This window comes from Kribbella monticola (assembly GCF_003261635.1).
Taxonomy (GTDB): Bacteria; Actinomycetota; Actinomycetes; order Propionibacteriales; family Kribbellaceae; genus Kribbella; species Kribbella monticola.
The window spans coordinates 479752-504528 of the sequence record NZ_QFXK01000035.1 but is presented as its reverse complement, the minus strand read 5'-3'; the positions used below and the strand labels follow the sequence as shown (position 1 = coordinate 504528).

General features: G+C 68.4%; 22 protein-coding genes. 4 read left to right on the top strand and 18 right to left on the bottom strand.

Going from position 1 to position 24777, the window contains the following annotated elements:
• Positions 1–5 precede the first annotated feature (5 nt).
• The 3 genes from DIZ26_RS28390 to DIZ26_RS28380 are packed head-to-tail and all read right to left on the bottom strand — an operon-like array spanning position 6 to position 3078.
• Positions 6–944, bottom strand: a complete 939-nt coding sequence (locus tag DIZ26_RS28390) for a type II secretion system F family protein (RefSeq protein ID WP_112246933.1) — start codon at positions 942–944, stop codon at positions 6–8.
• A complete protein-coding gene (locus DIZ26_RS28385; protein WP_112246931.1) occupies positions 941–1801 on the bottom strand; it encodes a type II secretion system F family protein in 861 nt (286 codons plus the stop codon). The genes DIZ26_RS28390 and DIZ26_RS28385 overlap by 4 nt, the downstream gene beginning before the upstream one ends.
• The gene (locus tag DIZ26_RS28380; protein WP_112246929.1) at positions 1801–3078 is read right to left on the bottom strand and encodes a CpaF family protein; all 1278 of its coding nucleotides are present in this window, start codon (positions 3076–3078) and stop codon (positions 1801–1803) included. Before DIZ26_RS28380 ends, DIZ26_RS28385 begins: the two co-directional genes overlap by 1 nt.
• A gap of 338 nt (positions 3079–3416) precedes the next feature.
• Between DIZ26_RS28380 and DIZ26_RS28375 the strand changes: the two genes are divergently transcribed.
• Together DIZ26_RS28375 and DIZ26_RS28370 are read left to right on the top strand one after the other, a co-directional pair.
• Positions 3417–3917 (top strand): SigE family RNA polymerase sigma factor, encoded by a 501-nt coding sequence (locus DIZ26_RS28375; RefSeq protein ID WP_112246927.1) that lies wholly within the window; start codon positions 3417–3419, stop codon positions 3915–3917.
• Between the two features lie 21 nt (positions 3918–3938).
• Positions 3939–5195: a hypothetical protein gene (locus DIZ26_RS28370; protein WP_112246924.1), complete on the top strand. Its 1257-nt coding sequence runs from the start codon at positions 3939–3941 to the stop codon at positions 5193–5195.
• A gap of 39 nt (positions 5196–5234) precedes the next feature.
• On the opposite strand, the gene DIZ26_RS28365 is transcribed toward DIZ26_RS28370, so the two are convergent.
• Positions 5235–5978 (bottom strand): GntR family transcriptional regulator, encoded by a 744-nt coding sequence (locus DIZ26_RS28365; protein ID WP_112246922.1) that lies wholly within the window; start codon positions 5976–5978, stop codon positions 5235–5237.
• A 117-nt stretch (positions 5979–6095) separates the two neighbouring features.
• The gene (locus tag DIZ26_RS28360) at positions 6096–7133 is read right to left on the bottom strand and encodes a Gfo/Idh/MocA family oxidoreductase (protein WP_112246920.1); all 1038 of its coding nucleotides are present in this window, start codon (positions 7131–7133) and stop codon (positions 6096–6098) included.
• Between the two features lie 315 nt (positions 7134–7448).
• Here DIZ26_RS28360 and DIZ26_RS28355 point away from each other — a divergent pair, with 315 nt between their 5' ends.
• Complete coding sequence (locus DIZ26_RS28355) at positions 7449–8450, top strand: Gfo/Idh/MocA family protein (protein WP_112246918.1); 1002 nt, start codon at positions 7449–7451, stop codon at positions 8448–8450.
• A 423-nt stretch (positions 8451–8873) separates the two neighbouring features.
• Here the strand turns inward: DIZ26_RS28355 and DIZ26_RS28350 are convergent, their stop codons facing one another.
• Positions 8874–9584 carry a CTP synthase C-terminal region-related (seleno)protein gene (locus DIZ26_RS28350; protein ID WP_112246916.1) on the bottom strand — a complete coding sequence of 237 codons (711 nt, stop codon included), beginning with the start codon at positions 9582–9584 and terminating at the stop codon, positions 8874–8876.
• 76 nt (positions 9585–9660) lie between these two features.
• On the opposite strand from DIZ26_RS28350, the gene DIZ26_RS28345 reads away from it, so the two are divergent.
• On the top strand, positions 9661–10542 hold the full coding sequence (locus tag DIZ26_RS28345; protein ID WP_112246914.1) for a LysR family transcriptional regulator: 882 nt from the start codon (positions 9661–9663) through the stop codon (positions 10540–10542).
• A gap of 26 nt (positions 10543–10568) precedes the next feature.
• Here the strand turns inward: DIZ26_RS28345 and DIZ26_RS28340 are convergent, their stop codons facing one another.
• The 12 genes from DIZ26_RS28340 to DIZ26_RS28280 all read right to left on the bottom strand — a co-directional run bounded on the left by DIZ26_RS28340 (position 10569) and on the right by DIZ26_RS28280 (position 24635).
• Positions 10569–12065, bottom strand: a complete 1497-nt coding sequence (locus DIZ26_RS28340) for a CoA-acylating methylmalonate-semialdehyde dehydrogenase (RefSeq protein ID WP_112246912.1) — start codon at positions 12063–12065, stop codon at positions 10569–10571.
• Between the two features lie 51 nt (positions 12066–12116).
• Complete coding sequence (locus DIZ26_RS28335) at positions 12117–13124, bottom strand: Gfo/Idh/MocA family protein (RefSeq protein WP_112246910.1); 1008 nt, start codon at positions 13122–13124, stop codon at positions 12117–12119.
• Complete coding sequence (locus DIZ26_RS28330; RefSeq protein ID WP_112246908.1) at positions 13121–13996, bottom strand: ATP-binding cassette domain-containing protein; 876 nt, start codon at positions 13994–13996, stop codon at positions 13121–13123. The genes DIZ26_RS28335 and DIZ26_RS28330 overlap by 4 nt, the downstream gene beginning before the upstream one ends.
• Complete coding sequence (locus tag DIZ26_RS28325; protein WP_112246907.1) at positions 13993–15039, bottom strand: ABC transporter permease; 1047 nt, start codon at positions 15037–15039, stop codon at positions 13993–13995. Before DIZ26_RS28325 ends, DIZ26_RS28330 begins: the two co-directional genes overlap by 4 nt.
• 10 nt (positions 15040–15049) lie before the next feature.
• Positions 15050–16045: a sugar ABC transporter substrate-binding protein gene (locus DIZ26_RS28320; RefSeq protein ID WP_112246905.1), complete on the bottom strand. Its 996-nt coding sequence runs from the start codon at positions 16043–16045 to the stop codon at positions 15050–15052.
• Between the two features lie 82 nt (positions 16046–16127).
• Positions 16128–17021 (bottom strand): TIM barrel protein, encoded by an 894-nt coding sequence (locus tag DIZ26_RS28315; protein WP_112246903.1) that lies wholly within the window; start codon positions 17019–17021, stop codon positions 16128–16130.
• Between the two features lie 98 nt (positions 17022–17119).
• Positions 17120–19033 carry a 3D-(3,5/4)-trihydroxycyclohexane-1,2-dione acylhydrolase (decyclizing) gene (gene iolD, locus DIZ26_RS28310; RefSeq protein ID WP_112246901.1) on the bottom strand — a complete coding sequence of 638 codons (1914 nt, stop codon included), beginning with the start codon at positions 19031–19033 and terminating at the stop codon, positions 17120–17122.
• Positions 19034–19421: 388 nt separating this feature from the next.
• Complete coding sequence (gene iolB, locus DIZ26_RS28300; RefSeq protein ID WP_112246899.1) at positions 19422–20312, bottom strand: 5-deoxy-glucuronate isomerase; 891 nt, start codon at positions 20310–20312, stop codon at positions 19422–19424.
• Positions 20313–20553: 241 nt separating this feature from the next.
• Positions 20554–21462, bottom strand: coding sequence for a Cgl0159 family (beta/alpha)8-fold protein (locus DIZ26_RS28295; protein WP_232828647.1), 909 nt, complete (start codon positions 21460–21462; stop codon positions 20554–20556).
• 352 nt (positions 21463–21814) lie between these two features.
• Positions 21815–22756, bottom strand: coding sequence for a 5-dehydro-2-deoxygluconokinase (gene iolC, locus DIZ26_RS28290; protein ID WP_112246896.1), 942 nt, complete (start codon positions 22754–22756; stop codon positions 21815–21817).
• Entirely contained in the window at positions 22756–23637 is an 882-nt protein-coding gene (locus tag DIZ26_RS28285; RefSeq protein ID WP_112246894.1) for a sugar phosphate isomerase/epimerase family protein, read from the bottom strand. The genes iolC and DIZ26_RS28285 overlap by 1 nt, the downstream gene beginning before the upstream one ends.
• Positions 23634–24635, bottom strand: a complete 1002-nt coding sequence (locus tag DIZ26_RS28280; RefSeq protein ID WP_112246892.1) for a Gfo/Idh/MocA family protein — start codon at positions 24633–24635, stop codon at positions 23634–23636. The genes DIZ26_RS28285 and DIZ26_RS28280 overlap by 4 nt, the downstream gene beginning before the upstream one ends.
• Positions 24636–24777: the final 142 nt, after the last annotated feature.

Sequence of the window (24777 nt, the reverse complement as noted above, 5' to 3'; positions counted from 1 at the left end):
TCAATTCATCCGGCGATCAGCCGGATGCCGACAGCGCCTGGATAGAAGGCGAAAGCGATGGTCACCGGGAGCACGAGAAACACCACCGGGATCATCATGGCCACTTCGCGACGTGCACCCGACTCGATCAGCTCGCGCCGGTTCGCCTCACGGATATCGCCCGCCTGCGCCCGTAGTACGTCGGCCAGCGGGGTGCCTCGTTCGAGGGCGACCGCGAGGCCGTCGGCGAACCGGGACAGGGCGACCAGACCGGTCCGGTCGGCCAGGCCGTCGAGCGCACGGACCAATGGTTCGCCGGCGCGGGTTTCCGCGAGCACCCGCTGGAGCTCGATCGACAGCTCGCCACGACAGGACCGTGCCACCCGGTCGAGCGCTGCGGCCGGACCCTCACCGGCAGCCACCGACAACGCCAGAAGCTCTGCCACCGTTGGCAATTCGGCGAGCAACCGCCGCTCCCGGCGCCGCACCTGCGTGGTGAGGTAGGTGTCCCGGGCAAGCACACCGATCACGGCAAGGAATCCCGAAAGGACGAGCAGCCCGACCGGATTGCCGATGCCGAGCGACAGCGAGACCAAGGCGACCACGAGCCCGACACCGAACCCGGCCGCGCCCCAGAGCACCTGCTCGATCCGGAACTCCTCGACAGTGCGGTCGATGGCGGCTCGGGACAGCCGGCGCCGCACGGAGCTCGCGCCACCGAGCAGCCGCTCGAGCCGGATCGCCCCGGCCCGCAGCGACGGCCCGAACAACCGCAGGATCGCGTAGAACGGCGAGCTGGAGTCGACCACACCGGAGAACACCGCCGAGCCGCCGATATCTCGCAAGTACGGCCCGATCCGGTCGTCGACCGAAGGCCGTCGCAGGAACGGCAACCGCCGCACCATCAGCAGCAGGCCGGCTCCGAGCAGCCCGCCGAGGAACGCGCCCAGCACTATCGGGCTCATCGCAGCACCCGCTCGGGCTCGGGCAGCCGACCGATCCGCAGCATCAACCGGTACGCGATCACACAGACCACCGCGCCGACGCCGATGATCAAGGCACCGACCGGCGAGTTATAGCGCTGGATCACGTCGCCCTGAAACGACAACATGCCCAGCACCAGCCACGGCGCGGCCACCGCCACCCGGGCACCGTTCACCGACCAGGACTGACGCGCCTCCAGCTCGGATCTGGTCCGCGCGTCGTCGCGCAGAAAACTCGACAGCGAGCGCAGCAACCGGCCCAGGTCGCCACCGCCCACCTCGCGGGCGATCCGGAGCGCCTCGATCACCCGGTCACCGACCGGATCCGCCAGCCGGGCCTTCAGCCGATCCAGCGAATCGGCGAACCGCCCGGTCGAGGCATAGTCCGCACCGAACCGCCGGAACGGGTCCCGCAACGGCAGCGGCCCACGCTCCCCGACCTGTGCCAGAGCCTCCGACAGCGACAAACCGGCCCGTACTGCGGAAGCGATGTTGTCCACCACGTCGGGCCAGAGCTCGCGGAACTCCGCCAGCCGTTTCCGCGCCCGGCTTTTCAACAGTGCAACAGGAACACCGCCTGCCATCACGCCGAACACCAACCCGATCGGCAACGCGGCCGACACCACGAACATCAGCACGAAGGCGATCAGACCCGTCAGCACGCAGGCACCGATGAAGGCGGCCGGAGTCACGCCCTCGACGCCGGCGCCGGCCAGCAACTCGCGGCTCCGTCTGAGCAACCGGCCCTCGCCCCGCGGCGTCGCGTCCTGTGGTGAAAGGAACGACCAGGCAACCAGCAGCAAGCCGATCCCGAAGAACAAGCCGAGCAGGAGCCCCATCAGTTCACCCCGCGTGGTAACTCGGTGAGCAAGCCGGCCGGCGAGTACCCGGCTTGCTGGAAGCGCTCCGGATGCGGGAGTTGTCCCTCGGCGCGCCGCAACTGCCCGTCGAGAGTCGCAAAGAGCGTCTCGGTCTCGATCGTCTGGTCCTCGATCCGCCCACTCACCGAGACGATCTCGCGCACGCGCCGCTGCCCGTCGGACGCGATGCCGAGATGTACCACCAGATCCACGCACCCGGCGACGGTCGGCAGCACGAACCTGGACCCGATGTTCTCGCCGGCCAGCAGCGGCAGCGTGCACATCTTGGTCAGCGCCTCGCGCGCGGAGTTCGCGTGGATCGTGCACATGCCGGGGAGCCCGCTGTTCAAAGCCAGCAGCAGGTCGAGGCACTCCTCGCCGCGGACCTCGCCGACGATGATCCGCGACGGCCGCATCCGTAGGGATTCCTTGACCAGGTCGCGCAACCTGACCTCGCCGGTGCCTTCCAGGCCGGCCTGCCGGGTCTGCATCGAGACCCAGTCCGGGATCGGCAGCTTGATCTCGAAGACCTCTTCACAGCTGATCACCCGCTCACTGCCTGGGATCGACCCGGCCAGCGCATTCAGCATCGTCGTCTTGCCGGCTTGGGTGCCACCCGAGACGAGGATGTTGAGGCCGGAGGCAACGGCCGCGTCGAGAACGGCCGCGCCGTGCGGTGTGATCGACCCGAGCGAGACGAGATCCGCCAGCCGGGTCGCCCGGACGGTGAACTTGCGGATGTTGATCGCCGCATAGCGCTGGGTGATGCCGCCGAGAACGATGTGCACCCGGCTGCCGTCCGGAAGCCGCGCGTCCGTGAACGGCTGGGAGACGTCGATCCGCCGCCCGGTCGTCTTCAGCATCCGCTCGACCAGATCGGCGACCTCTTCCTCGGTGAGCACCGTGGTGGTCAGCTCGTGCCGCCCCTCGCGGGCGATGAACACCCGGCTCGGCTCGTTGATCCAGATCTCCTCGACGGCCGGATCGTCCAGATACCGCTGCAGCGGGCCGAAACCGGCCACCCGGTCGTGCACTTCGCGGCTGACCGCTTCCAGGTCGCCGATCGGCGGCACGATCCCGGTCAGGCTGCGCTCGTCGTACTCCTTCACGACGGTCGCGACGATCGTGTTCACCGCGGCGGGATTGCGGAGTGGGTCGATCCCTTCGCGCCGGACCACGTCGCGGACCTGGGCGTCGATCAGCTCGACCGCGCCGTTCCAGCCGGACCGGCGCGCGGCAAGTCTGTCGGCTGTCATCCGTCTCCCCAGTGGCGTCTCGTCCGGCGACCTGCTGATCACCCTGCGCGATCATTCTTCCAAGCCGGAGCCCACCCGCGCCAACCCGCTGCCGGGCCCTGTGGATAACCCTCACACGGGCACAGGTTCACTGACCGTATCCAGCCACTCACCGCCCAGCCAGCCTTTTGCATCTTCCTGCAATGCCCACGTACTACGTGCCGCCGGCCGGCCGCAGGCGGTCGAGGCGCGGCACCACGCCTGAGGCCCAGCCGCCTGGCGTTCCGCAGTACGGGCGGTGTAACGCGGTCGGTGGCCCGGGGCGTCGTAGAGAGTGAGACCACGACGGAGAGGCTGCGATGAGACCGAACGCGGAGGACTTCGAGGAGTTCGCCCGAGCGCGAACACCTCACTTGTACCGGACGGCCTGGTTGCTGGCCGGGGATCGGCACCATGCCGAGGACCTGGTCCAGGAGACGCTGGCCAAGATGTTCCGGGCCTGGCGCGGACTCCAGCGGATCGACAACCCACCGGCGTACGCGCAGACCGTGCTGGTGCGGACGTTCATCTCGCAACGGCGCCGACGGAGCTGGACCGAGCAGCCCAGCTCGGACCTGCCGGACCGCGCCGAACGACCGGGTGACCACGCGCTGCGCCTGTCGCTGCAGAACGCCCTGGCCGAACTGGCTCCGCTCGATCGCGCCGTTCTGGTGCTGCGGTTCTTCGAAGATCGCAGCGTCGAACAGGTCGCGCTCGATCTCGGCAAGAACGCCGGTGCGATCAGAACGAGGACCTCGCGGGCGCTCGACCGCCTGCGGACCGTCCTCGGCGACGACGCCGTCCACCTGATCGCCCTCTGACCTGACGTACCAGGAGCCCTGATGACCAATCTGAACGACTCCCTGCCCGACCTGATGCGCCGGGCCACCGAGCACCTCGAACCCACCTCCACCGACCTGGTGGAACGCGGCATGCACCGCGGCGCCGTACTACGGCGGCGCCGCACCGCCCTCCTCAGCGTCAGCGCCGTCGGCGCCGTCCTGGCCACCGCCGGCATCGTCGTCGGCGGCACCCAGGTCTTCGGCAGCCCGGACCAGAAGCAAGCCCCCGTGGCCGGTGCGCCCACCACGGCAGCCACCATTCCGGCCAAGGCCATCCCGCCGGCGACCGGGAAGGACACCCTGGCCACACTGCGCAAGCTTCTCCCCGCCGGTCTCCAGGCCTCCAAGCCGACGTGGATGGACGGTGGACCGGGCGGCCAGAACTCCGCCTCGGTCGTCGTCAACGACGGCAAGGGTGCGTCGTGGCTGATGGTCACCACGGGGTACAGCTACGACCCGAGGGACTGCTCCAACAGCCTCCCGCACACCTGCACGATGCAGGCAGACGGAAGCGCCTTGGTCGCAGTGTTCCGGGACGAGATCGTCAGGGACGGCAAGATCAAGGAGGCGTCGTCGAATGCGGTCACGCTGACCCACCCCGACGGAACTCAGGTCAACCTGACGAGCATGAGCGCCGCAGGTGAGGGAAGCCCCGCCACGCGGAAGCAACCGCTGTTCTCGCTGCCGGAACTGGCGCGACTCGCCGCCAGCAAGAACTGGGGCTACCCGCCGAAGAGCACCTTCACCGAACCGCCCGCTGCTGAACCCAAGCCGCCGGTGGTGCCCGTGGCCGAAACGCTGGCGACCCTGAAGAAGGTCATCCCCGGCCACGCGCAGCTGAGTCAGCCTTACACCTGGGGCGGCGGCAAGAACGGTTTCAACGGGGCTTCTTACCTCACCGACGACGGCAAGGGCGCTTCGGCGGTGACCGTCATGCTGACGACCCAAACGCCTGTCAAGAAGTGCCAGGCCGAAAGAGGTCTGGCCAACTGCAAGGTCCGGTCCGACGGCTCGGTGCTCACCTGGCAGAAGAACGTCCCGTCCTACGGCGACTCCCGCCAGCAGAAGTACGGAATCCTCGCGAACTCCGTCGCGCTGTACCTCCCCGACGGGCGCTACATCAGCCTGTCGAGCTACAACGGGTTGGGCGAGAAGCCCCAGGTCAAGCACACTCGGGCAACTCCGGCATACACCGTTGAGCAGTTGACGAAGATGGCCGACAGCAAGCTCTGGGTCTTCCCCGGCGGCACCAAGTAGGTCTCGCCCTCGTCCGCCGCGAGCCGTCTGAGGGGTCGGTCAGCGGTGGACGAGGGTGTGCTCGAAGGCGTAGCGGGAAGCACGGAACAGATGTGAGCCGTACTCGACAGCGCGCCCGTGGTCGTCGTACGTGATCCGTGTCGTCGCAAGCAGCGGACAGCCCGGTTCCTCGGAGAGGAGCCGGGCTTGTTCGGGTGTGGCGGGTATGGCCGAGATCGTCTGGTGTGCCACCTTCAGGCGGACGCCCTCGGCTCTGAGTAACTCGTAGAGGCCGCGCTCGGCCAGAGTCGCCGGATCGGTGTCCAGCATCTCCGGCGGCAACCAGTTGCGCATCAGGGCGAGCGGCTCGCCATCTGCTCGCCGGAGCCGCTCCAGCCGTAGTACGCGATCTCCCATCTCGCACTGCAGAGCAGTAGCGACCTCTGGGCTGGCCGGCGCGACACCGAAGCGCAGTACCTCGGTCTCAGGCTTGCGATGTGCGGCCGACAGGTCGTCGTACAGGCTGGTGAGTTCCAGCGAGCGGCGGACCTGGCCCGAGTTGCCGACCACCTGAGTACCGACGCCGCGCTTGCGCACGAGCAGGCCCTGGTCGACCAGCCGCGCGATGGCCTGCCGCACGGTCGGGCGGCTCAGCCCGTAGGCCTCCGCGAGGTCGACCTCGTTGCTGAGCCTGGATCCGACCGGCAGCTCGCCACCCTGGATCGCTGCTTCGAGCTGCTGGGCAAGCTGGACGTGAAGCGGGGTGCGGCTGTTGCGATCGACGCTGACCTGGACGGTACTCATGGGCACATCTTGGGGCGTCAAGGGCCTACCGTCGAGTCGAACGACGGATTTGATCAGATCTCTTCGTTTCCTGATCGCGTCCCGGACACGACCTCGGGGAAGATCGGGCGGCCGGCGTCAGGCGATCTCTTCGGGCTTCACCGGCCGGTGTTCCTGATGGGATTTCATCGCCGCCAAGGCGAGTCGCAACGCCCGCCGTGCGTCGGCGCCGGTCACCGGCGGCGTGCCGTTCGTACGGATCGCGTCGGTGAAGTCGCAGAGCTCCTGGACGTAGGCGTCGGCGAACATCTCCTCGTCGCTGCGCAACGTCCGCTGCTGGATCCCGTCCTCGGAGTACTGCAGCATCGGTGTACTGCCGTGCCGCCCGGCCGTCACCATCCCCTTCGAGCCGAACACCTCGCCGCGGACGTCGTACCCGTACAGCGCGGAGAAGTTCGCCTCGGCGGTCGCGATCGCTCCGTTGTCGAAGGTGACCATCACGACCGCGGTGTCGATCAGCCCTTTTTCCTTGTACTGCGGGGCGACCAGCGTGTCCGCTCTGGTGTAGACCTCGATCGGCTCGGCACCTTCGTTCAGCCACAGCAGCGTGTCGAAGTCGTGGATCAACGTCTCGCGGAAGATCGTCCAGGGCTTCACGTTGGCCGCGCGCACCACGCCGTCCGCCCGGCCCGGGTCGCGGGTGATCGACCGCATCAACTGCGGCGTGCCGATCCCACCGTCGCGAATCGTCCGGTACGCCGCGGCGAAGTCCTTCGCGAACCGGCGGTTGAAGCCGACCTGGAACGGTACGCCGGCGCGCTCGGTGGCCGCGACCGCGCGGTCGATCTCGGCCATCGTCAACCCGGCAGGCTTTTCGCAGAAGACCGCCTTGCCGGCCTCGGCCGCCTTCTCGATCAGGTCGGCGTGCGCCGCCGCGATCGAGGTGATCGCCACCGCGTGGATGTCGGGATCCTTGAACACGTCGTCGACATCAGCGGTCGCGGTCGCGTCGTACAAGGCGGCGACCTGCTGGGCTGCGTCCAGGCGCGGATCGGCCACGGTCCTCAGCTCGGCCGCCGGCACCCGGCGAGCGATGTTGCCCGCGTGCATCGTCCCGATCCTGCCCGCCCCGATCAGCGCGATCCGGACGACTTCCAGCCCATGGTCGGTTTGCATCTGGTCGATCTCCTTGATTCAGGCACCCCGTTGCGACCAGCGCCGATGACTACGAGCGCTCCAGTCAGAAGCTAATGAACACCGCTTCGACAACACCGTCAAGGGTTCTCCAACCTGTTGCCGCAGGCACCGAGCGTGATCGCCACCCACGATTCCCTGGGTCCGGATGGCGGTCAGCATCTATCGGTACTGCGGAACCTCCGGCAGGATGGCGCCTTCCCCCGCGACGGTCCCGCCCCGGACCCAGGCCGCGGGTCGTCTGCGGACCGCCCTCGACGAGTAATTTCGTACGGATCAGTAGCTGAAGGAGAAGGCATGGAACCGCTGCGTATCGGAATCCTCGGCGCCGCCCGGATCGCGGGGCGCGCGATCGCCGAGCCGGCCCGGCTGACCGGTGCCCGGCTGGTCGCGGTCGCCGCGCGGGACACCGAACGGGCGGAGGCGTTCGCCGCGGAGCACGGCGTCGAACGGGTGCACGAGTCGTACCAGGAAGTGATCGACGACCCCGAGGTCGAGGTGATCTACAACCCGTTGGCGAACGGGTTGCACGGGCCGTGGAATCTGCGAGCCATTGCCGCAGGCAAGCATGTGCTGACCGAGAAACCGTCGGCCAGCAACGCGATCGAGGCCGCGCAGGTGCGCGATGCGGCGCGCGAGGCCGGCGTCGTACTGATGGAAGGGTTCCACTACCTCTTCCACCCGGTGACCCGGCGCCTGCACGAGTTGCTGGCCAAGGGCGAGCTCGGCGAACTGCAGCACGTCGAGGCAACGATGGTGATGCCGCCACCGGACGACGACGATCCGCGCTGGTCTCTGGCGCTGGCAGGCGGTGCTGTGATGGACGTCGGCTGCTATGCCTTGCACGCGACCCGGATGCTCGCGCCCTGGGGTGGCGGTACGCCGACGCCGGCGGGCGCACGCGCCGGTGAGCGCAAGCGGCTGCCGGGTGTGGACGAGTGGCTCAATGCCGATCTGGCGTATCCCAACGGAGCAACGGGTGCGGTGCGGATCAGCATGGCTGCCGAGGAGCTCGAGTTCAGCCTGCGGGTCGTCGGCACCCGCGGCGAGGCGTTCGCGCCGAGCTTCGTCCTGCCGCAGCTTGACGACCGGGTGATGGTGAAGACCAAGGAGGACACCTGGGTCGAGCAGCTCGGCCGCAAGTCGTCGTACGCGTATCAGCTGGAGGCGCTCACCGCCCACCTGCGCGACGGCGCCGAGCTGCCGATCGACGCCGACGACGCGGTCGCGACGATGGAGCTGATCGACGCCTGCTACCGCGCCGCAGGACTCCAGCCGAGGCCGATCAGCCACCTCTAGCCCGTACTGCGGGCGCGCGGCTGGAGCCGGCCGTACTGCGGGCGCCCGGGCTGAGACCGGCCGTACTGCGGGCGCCCGGGCTGAGACCGGCCGTACTGCGGGCGCCCGGGCTGAGGCCGGCGCGACCTCGGGCGGATACTGCGGACCCGGTCGTTCTGCTACCGCAGGCGACCGGGCTCCCGCCTGCCCAGCCGACTACCGCCGGGCCGTCTGCCTGGCTACTTCCGCCCGTGCTTGGTCGGGGGCACGATCAGGCTGTCGTTCGGATTGGCTTTCGCCTGTTTAGGTTGTTTCGGCTTGCGGACTTCGCGTCCGCCCTTGTTCTTGGCCATCGAAGACACTCCAGGGCTGGGTAGGGCTGAATCGGCTCAACGAGCCTCGTTCGCCGCGGTACTCCTGATGCCCCGGGGGTTGCTTTTGACGTTACACCCTGACGGCGGCCCGCGCGGCTGCTGCGCGGGCGAAGCCACGGATCAGCGGATGCGGTCTGGACCCGTCCCCGGCCAGCTCCGGCTGGAACAGAGTGGCCAGGAAGAACGGGTGGGACGGGAGTTCGGCGATCCGGACATCACCAGAGTCGTCGAACCCGCTGAAGACCAGGCCGTGCTCGCGCAGCAGGTCCAGCCGGCCGGAATCCAGGCCGTACGAGCAGTGGTAGCGCTCGACCGACCGCTCCACGCCGAGCAGTTCGGCGGCGAGCGTTCCGGGCTGCACCTGGATCGGTCCTTCGTGCCCGTCGAGCGAGCACTCCAGCGCCACGATCAGCTGGTCCTCGGCCTCCGGGTGGTTCTCCCCGTGCTGGACCTGCGCGGCACCGCAGACGTTGCGGGCGAACTCGAGCATCGCGTGCTGGAAGCCACCACAGGTACCGAGGAACGGCGTACCGCTCTCCCTCGCTGCCCGTACTGCGGCGATCGCGCCGCTTTCGCTTTCGTACGGACTCCCCGGGAGAAGCCAGATGCCGTCGAAGCCGTCCAGAGCGCCGACCTCGGTGGTGGGGATCCAGTACACGTCGAGGTCGAGCTGGTCGCGTTCCCGCAGGTTGGTCAGCAGGCTGGGCACTCGCTGGTGAGAGCGGACATGAGGTGATCGATCGGCGATGAGGGCGATCCGCCCGGAGTACGCGTGAGTCATGGCTTCATCGTGCCGCTCGGGCCGCGATCAGCGCCAACGATGATCTCTGCAGTCTGCATAAGAGATACTGATCGACGTGGATCCTCATCTGCTCCGCACCTTTGTGACCGTCGCCGAGTGCGGGTCGTTCTCGGCTGCCGCGAGCCGGCTCGGGTACACCCAGTCCGCGGTCTCCCAGCACATCGCAGCATTGGAGAACGACCTCGGTACGGCGTTGTTGTTGCGGCGCCCGGTAGTTCCGACCGCTCCAGGCGAGCGGTTGCTCGAGCATGCCGGCCCGATCATGCTGCGCTTGGAGGCTGCCCGCGCGGACGTGCAGCGCGCGATCGGCGACCCGCCCGGATCGCTCGTCCTCGGCGCCTCGCCGCTGGCGGCCTCGGCGCATCTGGCCAACGCGCTGGGCGAGTTGCGCCGGAGCAATCCCGGGCTCGAGGTGACGCTGGAAGTCACCGGGCGCGAGGCGGTCGCCAAGGGGGTGGCGGCCGGTCAGTTCCATCTCGGGTTGATCGACGGTATCGCCGCACCGAGCGATCCGCTGCGGCTGTTCGACCTCGGGGCGCTGGCGACCACCGCGGTCGCCGATGAGCCGCTGGTCGTTGCCCTTCCCAGGCAGCATCCGTTGGCCGGGAAGCATCGGCTCACCCTCGACGAACTCGTGGACGCGCGGTGGATCGACGCGCCGGACACCGCTGCGGCCTTGAGCGACCTACGCAGCGCGACCGAGTCCGACGGCATCCGGTCCTCGATCGGGTACGCAGGAACAGACGTCCTGACCTTGCTGTCCTTGGTTGCCGCCGGCCACGGCCTCGCAGTACTGCCTGCCTCGGTTCCGCACGTTGCCGACGCGGTCGTCACGGTGGCCCTGAGCAGGCCTCGCCTCGTGCACCGCGTCGAACTCCTGCACGGCCACGCGGACCTGCCCACAGCGACAGCCCTGGCGGCAGTACTGCGTGGGTAGTGCCGCCGGGCTGAGGCTGTCGCGAGTCAGTCGTGGGTCGGGAAGCCCAGGTTCAGGCCGCCGTGCGACGGGTCGAGCCAGCGTGAGGTGATCACCTTGCCGCGGGTGAAGAAGTGGACACCTTCGGTGCCGTGGGCGTGGGTGTCGCCGAACAGCGAGTTCTTCCAGCCGCCGAAGGAGTAGTACGCCATCGGCACCGGGATCGGGACGTTGACGCCGACCATGCCGACCTCGACCTCGGTCTGGTACCGCCGGGCGGCGCCGCCGTCGTTGGTGAAGATGGCCGTGCCGTTGCCGTACGGGTTGGAGTTCACCAGGTTCAGCGCCTCGTCGTACGACGGGACGCGGACCACCGAGAGCACCGGGCCGAAGATCTCGTCGGTGTAGATCGACATGTCCGGCGTGACCTTGTCGAACAGGGTCGGGCCGAGCCAGAAGCCGTTGTCGCCGCCGTCGAACGGACCCTCGCGACCGTCGACCGCGAGCTCCGCGCCGGCGGACACCCCGGCCTCGACATACCCGACGACCTTGTCGCGGTGCTCGCCGGTCACCAGCGGGCCCATGTCGCAGCCGCGGGTGCCGTCGCCGGTCTTCAGCGTCGCCATCCGCTCGCGGATCTTGGCGATCAGGTCGTCGGCGACCGGGTCGACGGCGATCAGCGCGGAGATCGCCATACAGCGCTCACCGGCCGAGCCGAAGCCGGCGTTCACCGCGGCGTCGGCGGCGAGGTCGAGATCGGCGTCCGGGAGGACGACCATGTGGTTCTTCGCGCCGCCGAGTGCCTGCACGCGCTTGCCGTTCGCGGTGCCCTTCTCGTACACATACCGCGCGATCGGGGTCGAGCCGACGAACGAGACGGCCTTGATGTCCGGGTGCTCGAGAAGCCGGTCGACGGCCTCCTTGTCACCGTGCACGACGTTCATCACGCCGTCGGGCAGGCCTGCTTCCTTCCACAATGCGGCGACCGCGTTCACCGCGGACGGGTCCTTCTCGGACGGCTTGATCACCACGCTGTTGCCGCAAGCGACGGCGATCGGGACGAACCACAACGGCACCATCGCCGGGAAGTTGAACGGCGAGATCACCGCGACCGCGCCGAGCGGCTGGCGGATCGAGTACACGTCGACGTTGGTCGACACGTTCTCGCTGAAGCCGCCCTTCATCAGGTGCGGGATGCCGCAGGCGAACTCCACCACCTCCAGACCGCGGGTCACCTCGCCGAGCGCGTCGGACAGCACCTTGCCGTGCTCAGCGGTGATCAGCGCCGCGATGTCCTCCTTGCGCTCGTTCAGCAACTGGCGGAAGGCGAACAGCACCTGCGCGCGCTTGGTGAGCGACGTCCGGCCCCAGGCCTTCGAGGCGTCGTTGGCGACCTTCACCACCTCGTCGACCGTCGCGGCGGAGGCCAGGTCCAGCTCGCCGGTCACCTCCCCGGTGGCGGGGTTGTAGACCTTGCTGGTGCGCTCGGAGACGCCCGTCCAGGGGGTTCCGCCGATCAGATGGGTGATTCGCTCAGTGCTCACAGCTGCATCCCTTGCTTCATCGGTCGTTCGGTGATGGTTCGGTTCGAGGTTTCAGCCGAGGACCTCGCTGCGGCGGGCCAGTTCGACCTCCACCGGGCGGCCTTCGGTCAGCGACCGCACGCCCGCCGTACAGACCGCGGCGGCGGCGTACCCGTCCCAGGCCGTCGGGCCGTCGATGCCGCCCGACGCCGCGGCGTTCACCCAGCGCTGGACCTCGATGTCGTAGGCCGGCCCGAAACGGACCCGGAAGTCGTCCGGCACCGCCCCTCCCCAGTGTCCGGCTTGTCTGGTCAGTACGTCGACCCCGAGGCCGATGGTGGCGCTGCCCTTCTCCGCCACGGCCTCGCAGCGCACTTCGTACCCGACCTGGAAGTTGACGAACACCTCCACGTCGGCGATCGCCCCGCCCGCCATCTCGAAGATCGCGAGCTGTGGGTCGAGCACGCCCTGGCCGACCAGGCTGGTCGGTTTCGGCGCGTGCACGGTGATCCGGGCGATCTCGTCGTCGAACAGCCAGCGCGCCACATCCACTTCGTGGACAAGCGAATCGCGGACGATCATCTCGCTCCGGAACGACTCCGCGGCGGTCTTGTTCCGGTGCACGTTGTGCAGCAGCAGCGTCCGGCCGAGGTCGCCGGAGTCGAGCAACTGCTTCAACGCCGCGTACTCCGGGTCGAAGCGGCGCATGAAGCCGACCTGGATCAACGAGCGGCCGGTCTTGTGCTCCGCCTCGACCACCCGCAACGAGGACTCGGCGTCCATCGTCAGAGGTTTCTCGCAGAGCACCGGCTTGCCGTGCTCCAGGCAGGCCATCAACTGCTCGGCGTGCGCGAATCCGGGTGACGCGATGATCACCGCGTCGACCTCGGCGATCAGCTGCAAGGGATCCCCGATCACCTGTACGCCGTCGAGCGCTGTCGCGAGGGCCGTCGCCCGGGCCGCATCCGGATCGGACACCGCGACCAGTCGCGCCCCGGAGGTCCGCCGCGCGACCCGCTCGGCATGATCGGCGCCCATCGCCCCGACGCCGATGATGCCGACCCTCAGGTCCTGGCTCATGTGCTCTCCAGTGGGGACTGGATCTGCGCCGGCCTGTCCGCCGGGCGCACCACGGCACCCGCGTCGATGTCGCGCAACTCGTGGCTCAGCGCCTCCAGCTCCGAACCACCGGCCATCTCGTTGGTCAGCTGTTCCAGGGTGATGTCGGCGCGATGGGTGTCGAGCGCGACCCGGCCCAGCTTGAGTACGACGAAGTGGTTGCCGACGAGGTAGGCGTGGTGCGGGTTGTGGGTGATGAAGACGACGCCGAGTCCTGCGTCGCGCGCCTTCACGATGTACTTGAGGACGACGCCGGACTGCTTCACGCCGAGCGCGGCCGTCGGCTCGTCCAGGATCAGCACCTTGGCGCCGAAGTGGATCGCCCGGGCGATCGCGATGCACTGGCGCTGACCGCCGGACAACATCCCGACCGGCTGCTCCAGGTTGGGGATCGAGATCCCCATCTTGGTCAGCTCCTCAGTGGCGATCCGCTTCATCCTGGTCGCGTCCAGCGTGCCGAACCGGCCGGTGAGCTCGTTGCCGAGGAAGAAGTTCCGCCAAACCGACATCAGTGGGGCCAACGCCAGGTCCTGGTAGACCGTGGCGATGCCACTGTCCAGCGACTCGCGCGGCGACTTGAACTGACGTTCCTCGCCGTTCACCGTCAGTACGCCGTCGCTGTGCTCGTGCAGGCCGGCGATGATCTTGATCAGCGTCGACTTGCCGGCGCCGTTGTCGCCGAGCACGCAGGTGATCTCGCCCTGACGCACCGACAAGGAGACGCCCCGCAGCGCCTGGACGTTGCCGTAGCTCTTGCCGACGTCGTCGAGCTGGACGACCGGCATCGTCGGGCTGCTGGCAGCCTCGTGGTCGAAACTCGTCGTGGTGGTCATCGCGCTTCCGCCTTCTTCTTGACGACGAGGTTCACGATCGTGGCCAGCAGCAACATCACGCCCAGGAAGGCCTTGAACCAGTCCGGGTTCCACCCGGCGTACACGACGCCGAGTTGCACCATGCCGAAGATGAGCGCGCCGACCGCGGCGCCGACGACGGACCCGTACCCGCCGGTGAGCAGGCAGCCGCCGACCACCGCCGCGATGATGTAGAGGAACTCCTTGCCGACGCCCTCACCGGACTGCACGACGCCGTTCTGCGCGAACAACAGGTGCATGCCGGTGAACCAGGCGAAGAAGCCGACCGTCATGAACAGGCCGATCTTCACCTTCTTGACCGGTACGCCGACCGCCCGGGCCGCCGCGGCGTCGCCCCCGACGGCGAAGATCCAGTTGCCGACCTTGGTCCGGAGCAGGAACCAGGCGGCGACCGCGACGAACACGATCCACCAGACGATGATGATCTTGACGGTGATGCCGCCGAGCTTGAACTGGGAGGCGAACACCGCGTGGGCCGAGGAGAACCCGTCCATGTCGCCGACCGAGTTCGACGCGACCGCGCCGGACGTCAGCCGGGTAACGGCGATGTTCAGCCCCTGCAGGATGAAGAAGGTGCCGAGCGTCACCAGGAAGCTCGGCAGCCCGGTCCGCATCAGCAGCCAGCCGTTGAAGGCGCCGACCGCCAGCGCGACCACCAGCGAGACCACCATCCCGAGCCAGACGTTGACGCTGAACTGGTAGGCGAAGATACCGGCGGTCAGGCCGGCCGTCGTCACCGCGACACCGGCCGACAGGTCGAACTCCCCGCCGATCATCAGCAAGGAGACCGGGACGGCCATGACACCGATCAGGGCGGCCCCGTAGAGGATCGTCCCGACGTTGTTGATGTCGCGGAAGGGCGCGGCGGTGGCCGCGAAGAAAAGCAGGATCACCGCCGCGCCGACCAGCGATCCGATCTCGGGGCGGCTCAGCAGACGCACGCCGACCGACCGGGTGGAGACCCGGTCGTCGACGCTGTCCGGGGTCGCGAGAGTCGATGCCATGGCCGTGACCTCAGCGCGTTCCGGCCGTGGCGTACTTCTCGACGGCCTCGATGTTCGTCTTGTCGATGAACGCCGGGCCGGTGAGCGTGGCCTCGCCACCACCGATCGTGTCGCCGTTGGTCTTGTTCAGCCAGATCGCGTCGACGGCCAGGTAGCCCTGCAGGTACGGCTGCTGGTCGACGGCGAAGTCGACCGTTCCGTCCTTGACCGCCTTGGCCATCTCCTTGCTCATGTCGAAGCTGCCGATCTTGGCCGACGAGCCCGCGTCCTTGGCCGCCTGAACCGCGGTCAGGGCGACGCCGGCGTTCAGCGCGACGACGTAGTCGGCGGTCTTGTCCTGCTGCAGCTTCGACGTGATCGTCGCCTGGGTCCCGGGCTGGTCGGCGCCGTCGACGTTCAGGTTCTCGACCGCGCCGAACTTGTCCTTGATGCCCTGGCAGCGAGCCTCGAGGCTGACGTTGCCCTGCTCGTGGATGACGCAGATGACCTTCTTGGCACCGAGAGCCTTGAGCTTCTCACCGGTCGCCTGCCCGGCGATCCGCTCGTCCTGGCCGAAGTACCCGATCGCTCCCGAGGTCTTCCAGGTGTCCAGGCCGCCGTTGAGGACGGTCACCGGGATGCCTGCCGCGACCGCCTTCTTGACGTTCGGAATCACCGCGTCCGGCTTGTTCAGGGTGACCGCGATGCCGTCGACCTTCGAGTCGATCGCCGTCTGCACCAGGTTGGCCTGGCCGGCGCCGTCGGGGTCGGAGGAGTACTGCAGCTCGATGTTGTCCTTCTGCGCGGCAGCTTCGGCGCCGCGCCGGACGATGTCCCAGAAGGTGTCACCCGGCTTGGAGTGGGTGATCAACGCGACCTTCATCCGCGGCGTGTTCGCGACGTTGCCGCCCGAACCGCCCGCCTTCTCCTCGTCCTTCTTGCCGCCGGAGGAACTGCAGGCACCCAGCGCCGCGACCAGCACGAGGGCCGCCCCCGCGGCCACCGCCTTCTTCTGCCACCGAACCATGACTACAACCAGCCTTTCAGACGTTCCCGCGGTAACGCCGCGGCGTTCGGGTGTGACCAGGAAGGCATACCCTGCCCGGTCGTCAAACGGAAACACCACCCCCGTGCGTCCGCAGATACGCCAATGTGCGTTCCGCGATGGGCAGCGGCACTTCCGGCGGGCACGGATACATGTCCTGTTCCACGATGGCGAAGACGTCGACGTCCAAGGCAGCCAGCGCGTCCAGCAGCGGCGGGAACTCCGGTACGCCGTTGGGCGGCTCGCACATCACCCCGCGCCGGACCGCCTCGTCGAAACCGACGCCGGCCGCTTCCACCTCTGCCAGCACTTTCGGGTCGACCTGTTTCAGGTGCACATAGCCGATCCGTTCCGGGTAGTCCTGGATCAGCTTCAGGTTGTCGCCACCGCAGTAGCTGATGTGGCCCGTGTCCAGACAGAGGTTCACGTGCTCGCCGTCGGTCTCGTCGAGGAACCGCACCACGGTCTCCTGACTGTCCACGTGCCCGTCCGCATGCGGGTGGTACTGCGTCTTCAGCCCGTACTCCGCGGCGATCCGGCGACCCAGCTCGGTCACCTGCTTGCCTTGTCGCGCCTGCCCCTCGTGATCCAGCCGCGGCTCGACGATCTCACCGTTGTCGCCACGCCACATCGAAGGCATCACGACGAGGTGCTTGGCCCCCACCGCTGCAGCGAGCTCGGCGGTCGCCGAGATGTCCTTCCAGGTCGAGTCCCACGAGTCCGGCCGGTGCAGGTGCTCGAAGCTCGTGCCGGCCGTGACCTCGAGGCCGCGCTTGTCGAGCTCGTCCTTCAGCCGTGCGGGATCGGTCGGGAGGTAGCCGTACGGTCCTAGCTCGATCCGCTTGTAGCCCGCAGCGGCCACCTCGTCGAGGAACCGCTCCCAAGGCGTCTGCTGCTCGTCGTCGGCGAACCACACACCCCAGGAGTCCGGCGCGCTACCGATCTTCACCTGCCCCATCAGCTCTCCCCCTCCACCTGACGATGCCTCGGCATCAGCTCTCCCCCTCCACCTGACGATGCCTCGGCATCAGCTCTCCTCCTGCGCCGGCCGCTGCATCAGCTCTTCCCCTCCACCGGCGTCAAGTACGGCCGCTGGTCCTGCTTGGACTTCTCGTACCCCGCGGAGGCGGTCTGCGTCGACTGCAGGGTCGACACCTGGCTGACCGGGACGTCCCACCAGGAATCGCTGTCGGGCGAACCGATCAACGGGTCGGTCTTCACGTGGATCGCGATCGGGCCGCTCGCCGCCTTCGCCGTACCGATCGCCTTCTCCAACTCGGCGCGGCTGTTCACCTCGAGCACCTCGACGCCGAGGCTGCGCACGTTGGCCGCGAGGTCGACCGGCAGGTAATCCCCGTCCAGCCGCCCGTCGCCGCTGCGCCGCCGGTACGCCGTACCGAATCGCTGTGAGCCAAGGGATTCCGAGAGTGCGCCGATCGAGGCGAAGCCATGGTTCTGGACCAGGACGACGATGATCTTCACGTTCTCCTGGACCGCCGTGACCAGCTCGGACGACATCATCAGGTACGACCCGTCGCCGACCAGGACGAAGACGTCGCGGTCCGGTGCGCCGAGGCGGACGCCGAGACCGCCGGCGATCTCGTAACCCATGCAGGAGTAGCCATATTCGACGTGGTATCCCTTCGGGTCGCGTGTCCGCCACAGTTTGTGCAGGTCGCCCGGCATAGAACCGGCTGCACAAACCACCACATCACGCGGCTCCGACAATTCGTTGACGGCACCGAGCACCTGGCCCTGGGTGAGCAGTCCGTCGGCGAGGTTGTCCACAACCTCCGCAGGCGGGTTGTACGCCTGGGAGACGGTCTCGTCCCAAACTCGTGCGAGTTCGGCGGTCAGATCCTTGTACTTTTCCTGTACAGACCAATCACCGACCGCGGATCGCAGGGAAACAAGGGCTTCCCGGGCATCCGCGACGACAGGGAGGCCGGCATGTTTACCACCGTCGAAGCGCGCCACGTTGATATTGATGAACCGCACGTCCGGGTTCTGGAACGCCGTCCGGGAGGCGGTCGTGAAGTCGCCGTACCGCGTGCCGATGCCGATCACCAGGTCGGCGTCGCGCGCCAGGGCGTTGGCCGCCGTGGTGCCCGTGGACCCGATCGCGCCGACCGACTGCGGGTGGTCGTAGCGCAGAGATCCCTTGCCTGCTTGGCTTTCCGCCACCGGGATCCCGGTCGCCTCGGCGAAGTCGCGGAGCGCGTCCTGCGCCCGCGAATAGGCCACGCCGCCACCGGCCACGATCAGCGGTCGCTCCGAGGCCCGTAGGAGATCTACCGCTTTGTCGACAATGGATGCTTCCGGCAACGGCCGTGCGACGTACCAGGTGCGCTCCGCGAAGAGCTCCTCCGGCCAGTCGTGGGCTTCTGCCTGCACGTCCTGCGGCAGGGCCAGGGTCACCGCGCCGGTCTCGACCGGATCGGTCAGCACACGCATCGCGTTCATCAATGCCGAGGGCAACTGCTCGGGACGCCAGATCCGGTCGAAGTACTTCGAGACGGGCCGGAAGGTGTCGTTCACCGAGACGTCGCCGGCGGAGAAGGTCTCCAACTCCTGCAGCACGGGAGTCGCAACCCGGGTTGCGAAGACATCCGAAGGGAGGAGCAGCACCGGGAGTCTGTTGACGGTGGCGAGAGCCGCGCCCGTGACCATGTTGGTCGAGCCGGGGCCGATGCTCGCAGTACAGGCGTAGATCTGCAGGCGGTCGCGGGTGCGGGCGAAGGCGGCAGCGCTGTGCACCATGGCTTGCTCGTTGCGGGCCAGGATGTACGGCAGCGCTTCGGGGTCCTCGAGTTCGGACTGCAACAGCGCCTGGCCGAGGCCGGCCACGTTGCCGTGACCGAAGATGCCGAAGCACCCCGCGAACAGCTTCTGCCGCTCGCCGTCGCGCTCCGAGTACTGGACGCTCAGGAATCGCACCACCGCCTGCGCGACCGTGAGTCGAACCGTCATCACCGATCTCCTCCGAACCAACTAGTCAGCTTCACTCCGAACCCACACTTCCCGTCCCCACCCACACCAAGCCCCCCGCCTCGATCCCCTCGTCCGATCCGAACGGCTACCCCAGCTCGCCCGCTTCCATCGGCTCGACCGGCTCGACCGGCTACCTCGGCTCGACCGGCTACCCCGGCTCGTCCGGCCCCACCGGCTACCCCGGCTCGTCCGGCCCCACCGGCTACCCCGGCTCGTCCGGCCCCACCGGCTACCTCGGCTCGTCCGGCTACCCCGGCTCGTCCGGCCCCACCGGCTACCCCGGCCCGTCCGGCTACCCCAGCTCGTCCGGCCCGTCCGGCTCGTCCGGCTTGTCCGGCTTGTCCGGCGTCGTTCGGTTCAGGAGCGTTCATTGTCGGGATCCGAAAGGTAGCCGTGGGTCGATGTCTTGACTGGGCCACAGGTCGCGGACCCAGCCGTGGTGGGGGTCGTCGCTGATCAGCCATTCGCGTTCGGTGCCGGGGCCGGCCATCACGTTCAGGTAGTACATGTCGTAGCCAGGAGGCGCCATCGCAGGACCGTGCCAACCATGCGGCACCAGCACCAGATCCCCACTGCGGACTTCCGCGAGGACGTCGATGGGGCGGTCCTGGGTGCCATAGACCCGCTGGTAACCGATCGGGTCGTTGCCCTTGACGCTTTCGGGGGCATCGTCGGACAGCTGCAACTCGAAGTAGTAGATCTCCTCGAGTTCGCTTTCCTTACCAGGCTTGTGCTCGTCGTGCTTGTGCGGCGGGTACGACGACCAGTTCCCGGCCGGGGTGAGAACCTCGCACGCGATGATCGAGTCCGCCTCGAGCACCGCGGGCGTGCCGAAGTTCCGCACCTGGCGGGAGGCAACACCGGCGCCGCGAAGCTCGGTCTCGACCTGCTCGACGCCGATCCGCCGGAACGGGTAGTCGGAGGCGGCTTTCGCGTGCGGGAAGGCGATCCGGGCGCCGCCCGCGCTCGTGACAGCGACCGTCGCGCCACGGGGTACGTAGGCGAGGTCGGTCGGACCGGCGAACACGTCGGCACGGCCGCCGAGCGGAACGGTCTCCCCCTCGACGATCACCTCGGCCGATCCGCTCAGCGGGAGCACGAGGTACTCACAGTCGCCCGTCTCGAACTCGATGGACTGCCCGGGGCGAAGCGTCGCGACGTACAGGCCGGTGTGGTGCCAGTCGGGTTCCCCGGGGCTGACAGCCAGCTCGAACCCGTCCCGCGCAGTAGACCCAGCAGGCCGATACCAAGCAGTCACCAACAACCTCCCTCAACCACAAAACAAACAAACTCACTGGAATCCACGCGACGACGACCCCCGGGACGAAACTGCTCGGTGCAGACCACGTGACGACCCCCGGGACGAAACTGCTCGGCGGAGACCACGCGGCGACCCCCGGGACGGAGCTGCTCGGTGGAGACCACGCGGCGACCCCCGGGACGGAGCTGCTCGGTGGAGACCACGTGGCGACTCCCGGGACGGAGGTGGTTGGTGGGGGTCATGCGGGGGCTCCGTGGACTAGGGTGCTTGCCTGGTCTACGGCGGAGGCGACGTTGCCGTCGGGTGGGAACAGGAGGGCGCGGCCGACGACCAGGCCGCGGACCGACGGGAGGCTGAGTGCCTTGCCCCAGGAGGCGTAGGTTTCCTCGGGGGCGACGGTTGGGTCGCCGCCGAGGAGGAGCGTCGGGAGGGTGGTTGCCTCCATCACCCGTTCAAGGTCGTCGACCACCGGGAGCTTGAGCCAGGTGTAGGCGCTGGTGGCGCCGAGGCCGGAGGCGATGTGGACCGACTTGATCACTGAGTCCGGGTCGAGCAGGTTGACCACGCGTCCCTCGCGGCGTACTGACCAGAACGGCTCGACCATCGCCAGCAGTTTGCGGTCGGCCAGTTCGGTGACGGCTCGGGCGCTGCTCTCCAGCGTCGCGACCGTGCCGGGATCGTCGAGGCAGATCCGAGTCAGCATCTTGCCGCCGTCCAGCCGGCGCGCGAGCAAGTCGTCGGCCGTGCTGTATGCCGTGAATCGGTCGTCCAGCTCGAACGACGCGCCTTGTAATCCGCCCCGGTTCATCGAGCCGATGACGACCTTGCCTTCCAAGGCGCCCAGCAGCAGCAGGTCTTCCAGTACGTCGGGGGTCGCCAGTACGCCGTCGACGCCCGGGCGCTCGAGCGCGGTCACCAGCCGGTCGATCAGCCCCGGCCGGCTCGCCATCGCCATCGCGTCGCCCCGTACGCCGAGCGCCCCTCGAGCGGGGTGATCAGCCGCCACGATCAGCAGCCGCCCGTCCGCACCGACAACCTCCCGCCGACGCCGTTGCTGCCAAGCCTCCGCAATCCGCTCCGGCTGCCGCACCCGCAACTCCGTCAAATCCACCCCACTGGCTCGCACCCCCACCTCAGCCCCACTCATACGTGACCACCCATCAGTCCCAGCACCGCGCCTCCAGTCGGCACAGTGCTCACCGGGCAGCGGCTCACTGCCTCATGCCCCATCAACCCACGCATCGCGCCATCGGCGGGGGAAGGGAACGCACACCACCTCCAACCGCTCGCGACAACCTCGCGGCGCCTCATCGCCCCTCGCCCCATCAACCCACGCATCGCGCCATCGGCGGGGGAAGCGGACGCACGCCACCTCCAACCGCTCGCGACAACCTCGCGGCGCCTCATCGCCTCTCGCCCGCTCAACCCGCGCATCTCGCCGTTGGAGGGGGAAGCGGACGAACGGCAACTTCTGATGGCGAGGTCGAGCACTCGGCCGGTCATGCGGTTTCGCCCATGAGTGCGAGGACTTCGGGTTCGGTGGGCATAGCGGTGGAGCATTCGAGGCGGGAGGCGACGATGGCGCCGGCGGTGTTGGCGAAGCGGATGATCTTTTCGAGGGGCCAGCCGGCCAGGAGGCCGTGGCAGAGGGCGCCGCCGAAGCCGTCGCCGGCGCCGAGGCCGTTGACCACCTCCACCGGGTACGGCGGTACTTCCACGCGCTCGTCGCGAGTGCGTGCCAGCGTCCCCTTCGGGCCCTGCTTCACCACGGCCAGGTCGAGCCCGCGATCCAGCAAAGCCTGCGCAGCCTTGTCGGGGTCGGTCTCACCGACCGCCACCTCACACTCCTCACGGTTGCCCACGGCAACAGTGCAGTGCTCCAGCGCCCAGCTGACCTGCTCGTGCGCTTCGGAAGGATCCGCCCAGAACATCGGCCGGTAGTCCAGGTCCAACACGGTGATCGCTCGACGTTCCCGCGCCTCCCAGGCCGCGAAGTGCGCCGACCGGCTCGGCTCGGCGGACAACCCGGTGACAGTCGACCAGTAGATCCGCGCGTCCTTGATCGCCTGCAGATCCAGCTCGGCCGGATTGATCACCAGGTCGGGCGCCTTCGGAAACCGGTAGAAGTACAGCGGGAAGTTGTCCGGCGGGAAGATCTCGCAGAACGTGATCGGCGTCGGCAAGCCCTCGACCGCGGTGACGAAACGGTCGTCCACGCCGAGTTCGCGCAGCGTCCGGTGGATGAAGGTGCCGAACGGATCGTTCCCCGTCCGGCTGATCACCGCCGACCGCCGACCGTGCCGAGCGGCGGCCACCGCAACGTTGGTCGCGCTCCCGCCAAGGAACTTGCCGAAGCTTTCGACATCCTCCAGATGCGTGCCCGTCTGCAACGGATACAGGTCGACTCCGATCCGCCCGATCGTCAGTACGTCGTCCGCCATCAGACCGCCTCGGCGATGCGCCGCAGATGCTCGATACTCGCCCGTACGTCGGTCAGCGGTCCGTCGTCGACGGGCCGGTCCGGAAGGATCGTGTCCTGCTCGAGCACGTACCAGCCGTCGTACCCGGCCTTCTCCAGCGCGACGACGATCGCGCGCAGGTCGATGTCGCCCTGACCGAGCGGCCGGTACATCCCCTGCCGGACGGCGTCGGTGTAACTCACCTCACCGCTCTGCACCCGAGCAGCCCATGCGGCATCGACATCCTTCAGATGCGTATGCCGGATCCGGTCCGTGTGCTCCAAAGCCAGCGCGACCGGGTCGACTCCGCCGATCAGCAGGTGCCCGGTGTCGAGCGTCAACCCGATCGAGGAGCCGCCGAGCACCCGGCGTACGTCGTCCGCGTTCTCCACCATCGTGCCGACGTGCGGGTGGATCGTGGCCCGGATCCCTGCTGCCGCGGCGATTCCGGCGAGCCGGTCGAGGTTGGCGAGCATCGTGGCCCAGCCGGCGTCGTCCAGCACCGGGCGATCGTCGTACCCGTCCTGGCCGGTCGCGGCCGCCAGTACCAGCGTGCTCGCTCCCGCGGCGACGAATCCCTCCAGCGCCTGCGCGACCTCCGCAGCCGGGTCGTGCGAAGGATCGTGCAGTACGACGGGGACGAATCCCCCGACCGCACGCAGTCCCCGGTCGGCCAGCGTTTTCGCCTTCTCCGCCGGGTCGTCCGGCAGGAACCCGTCCGGCCCGAACTCGGTCGCGGCGATCCCGACCTCGCGCATCTGCGCCAGCACGGTCTCCGCGTCGTACTGGTAACCCCAGCCGGGCACCTCGCAGACTCCCCACGAGATCGGGGCTCCCGCGATCCGGTCAGCAAGTGCGGTCATGCGCCGATCTCCTCCAGCAGGACGACGCGCTGCTCGCGTCGGGACAGTTCGCAGGCGTCGGCGATCCGGAAGGCCTGCAGGGCGTCGCGGACCGTGCACGGGACCTCGCGAGTACCGGCGACCACCTCGGTGAAGGCGGTCAGTTCGGCGACGTAGGCCGGCCGGAACCGGTCCATGAATGTGGCGTGCGGTTCGCCGCCCGGGAAGGTGACGCCGGCTTCGGCCGACTTCAGCGCGGTGTGTTCGTCCAGTCCGACCGCTATCGAGCCGAGCGAACCGAGCACCTCCATCCGCACATCGTGGCCCGCGGCGTTGTAGCGGGTCCCGCTGACGGCGGCGAAGGTGCCGTCGTCGAGTGTGAGCAAGGCGGCGGCCGCGTCGACGTCGCCGTACTCGCCAAAGAAGGGCTCGCCGCGGTTCGCGCCGGTCGCGAAGACGCTGACCACCTCGCCGCCGGTGACGAACCGGAGGATGTCGAAGTCGTGCACCGTGCAGTCGCGGAAGAAGCCACCACTGGTCGCGATGTACTCCGCAGGCGGCGGGAACGCGTCGTTGGTGTTCGCCCGGATGTGATGGATGAACCCGAGCGTCCCGCTGGCCACCTGCTCGCGGGCGGACTGGTAGCCGAGGTCGAACCGGCGCTGGAAGCCGATGTGCACCGGCACCTCCGACGCCTCGACCAGCGCGACCACCTTCTGGGTCTCGGCCAGGTCGAGCGCGACCGGCTTCTCACAGAAGGTCGGAATCCCGGCCGCGACGGCCTTGCCGATCAACTCGGCATGGGCCGCGGTCGCGGCGGCGATCACAAAAGCGTCGATACCGCTGCCCAGGACCTCATCGACTCCCGGCGCGAACTCCAGCCCGAGGTCCTTCGCGACCATTTCCGCCCGGCTCGCGTCGGCGTCTGCCACCACCACCTGGTCCACCGCCGCCAGCCCGTTGAGAGTCGCGGCATGGAACGCCCCGATCCGCCCGGCTCCGACCAACCCGATTCGCATCTGTGCCCTCTCGTCAAGGCTCGTGAGTTCAACCGCCCCGCGCCCACCGCAGTACCACCAGTGGCGGTGCTGGTTCGCCTCGCTAGCTTTGCCCGCTCTCCGAAAGGTGTCAATAGTTTGTAAGCACATTTTCATGTCGAGA

Excerpts from the sequence above, each read along its gene's own strand:
- DIZ26_RS28385 (WP_112246931.1), bottom strand. The coding sequence starts at position 1,801 with ATGGGGCTCCTGCTCGGCTTGTTCTTCGGGATCGGCTTGCTGCTGGTT.
- iolC (WP_112246896.1), bottom strand. The coding sequence starts at position 22,756 with ATGGCGGACGACGTACTGACGATCGGGCGGATCGGAGTCGACCTGTAT.
- DIZ26_RS28375 (WP_112246927.1), top strand. The coding sequence starts at position 3,417 with ATGAGACCGAACGCGGAGGACTTCGAGGAGTTCGCCCGAGCGCGAACA.
- DIZ26_RS28350 (WP_112246916.1), bottom strand. The coding sequence starts at position 9,584 with ATGACTCACGCGTACTCCGGGCGGATCGCCCTCATCGCCGATCGATCA.
- DIZ26_RS28295 (WP_232828647.1), bottom strand. The coding sequence starts at position 21,462 with ATGAGTGGGGCTGAGGTGGGGGTGCGAGCCAGTGGGGTGGATTTGACG.
- DIZ26_RS28315 (WP_112246903.1), bottom strand. The coding sequence starts at position 17,021 with ATGGGGCAGGTGAAGATCGGTAGCGCGCCGGACTCCTGGGGTGTGTGG.
- DIZ26_RS28335 (WP_112246910.1), bottom strand. The coding sequence starts at position 13,124 with ATGAGCCAGGACCTGAGGGTCGGCATCATCGGCGTCGGGGCGATGGGC.
- DIZ26_RS28320 (WP_112246905.1), bottom strand. The coding sequence starts at position 16,045 with ATGGTTCGGTGGCAGAAGAAGGCGGTGGCCGCGGGGGCGGCCCTCGTG.
- DIZ26_RS28365 (WP_112246922.1), bottom strand. The coding sequence starts at position 5,978 with ATGAGTACCGTCCAGGTCAGCGTCGATCGCAACAGCCGCACCCCGCTT.
- iolD (WP_112246901.1), bottom strand. The coding sequence starts at position 19,033 with ATGACGGTTCGACTCACGGTCGCGCAGGCGGTGGTGCGATTCCTGAGC.
- DIZ26_RS28360 (WP_112246920.1), bottom strand. The coding sequence starts at position 7,133 with ATGCAAACCGACCATGGGCTGGAAGTCGTCCGGATCGCGCTGATCGGG.
- DIZ26_RS28355 (WP_112246918.1), top strand. The coding sequence starts at position 7,449 with ATGGAACCGCTGCGTATCGGAATCCTCGGCGCCGCCCGGATCGCGGGG.
- DIZ26_RS28285 (WP_112246894.1), bottom strand. The coding sequence starts at position 23,637 with ATGACCGCACTTGCTGACCGGATCGCGGGAGCCCCGATCTCGTGGGGA.
- DIZ26_RS28390 (WP_112246933.1), bottom strand. The coding sequence starts at position 944 with ATGAGCCCGATAGTGCTGGGCGCGTTCCTCGGCGGGCTGCTCGGAGCC.
- DIZ26_RS28280 (WP_112246892.1), bottom strand. The coding sequence starts at position 24,635 with ATGCGAATCGGGTTGGTCGGAGCCGGGCGGATCGGGGCGTTCCATGCC.
- DIZ26_RS28325 (WP_112246907.1), bottom strand. The coding sequence starts at position 15,039 with ATGGCATCGACTCTCGCGACCCCGGACAGCGTCGACGACCGGGTCTCC.
- DIZ26_RS28330 (WP_112246908.1), bottom strand. The coding sequence starts at position 13,996 with ATGACCACCACGACGAGTTTCGACCACGAGGCTGCCAGCAGCCCGACG.
- DIZ26_RS28380 (WP_112246929.1), bottom strand. The coding sequence starts at position 3,078 with ATGACAGCCGACAGACTTGCCGCGCGCCGGTCCGGCTGGAACGGCGCG.
- DIZ26_RS28370 (WP_112246924.1), top strand. The coding sequence starts at position 3,939 with ATGACCAATCTGAACGACTCCCTGCCCGACCTGATGCGCCGGGCCACC.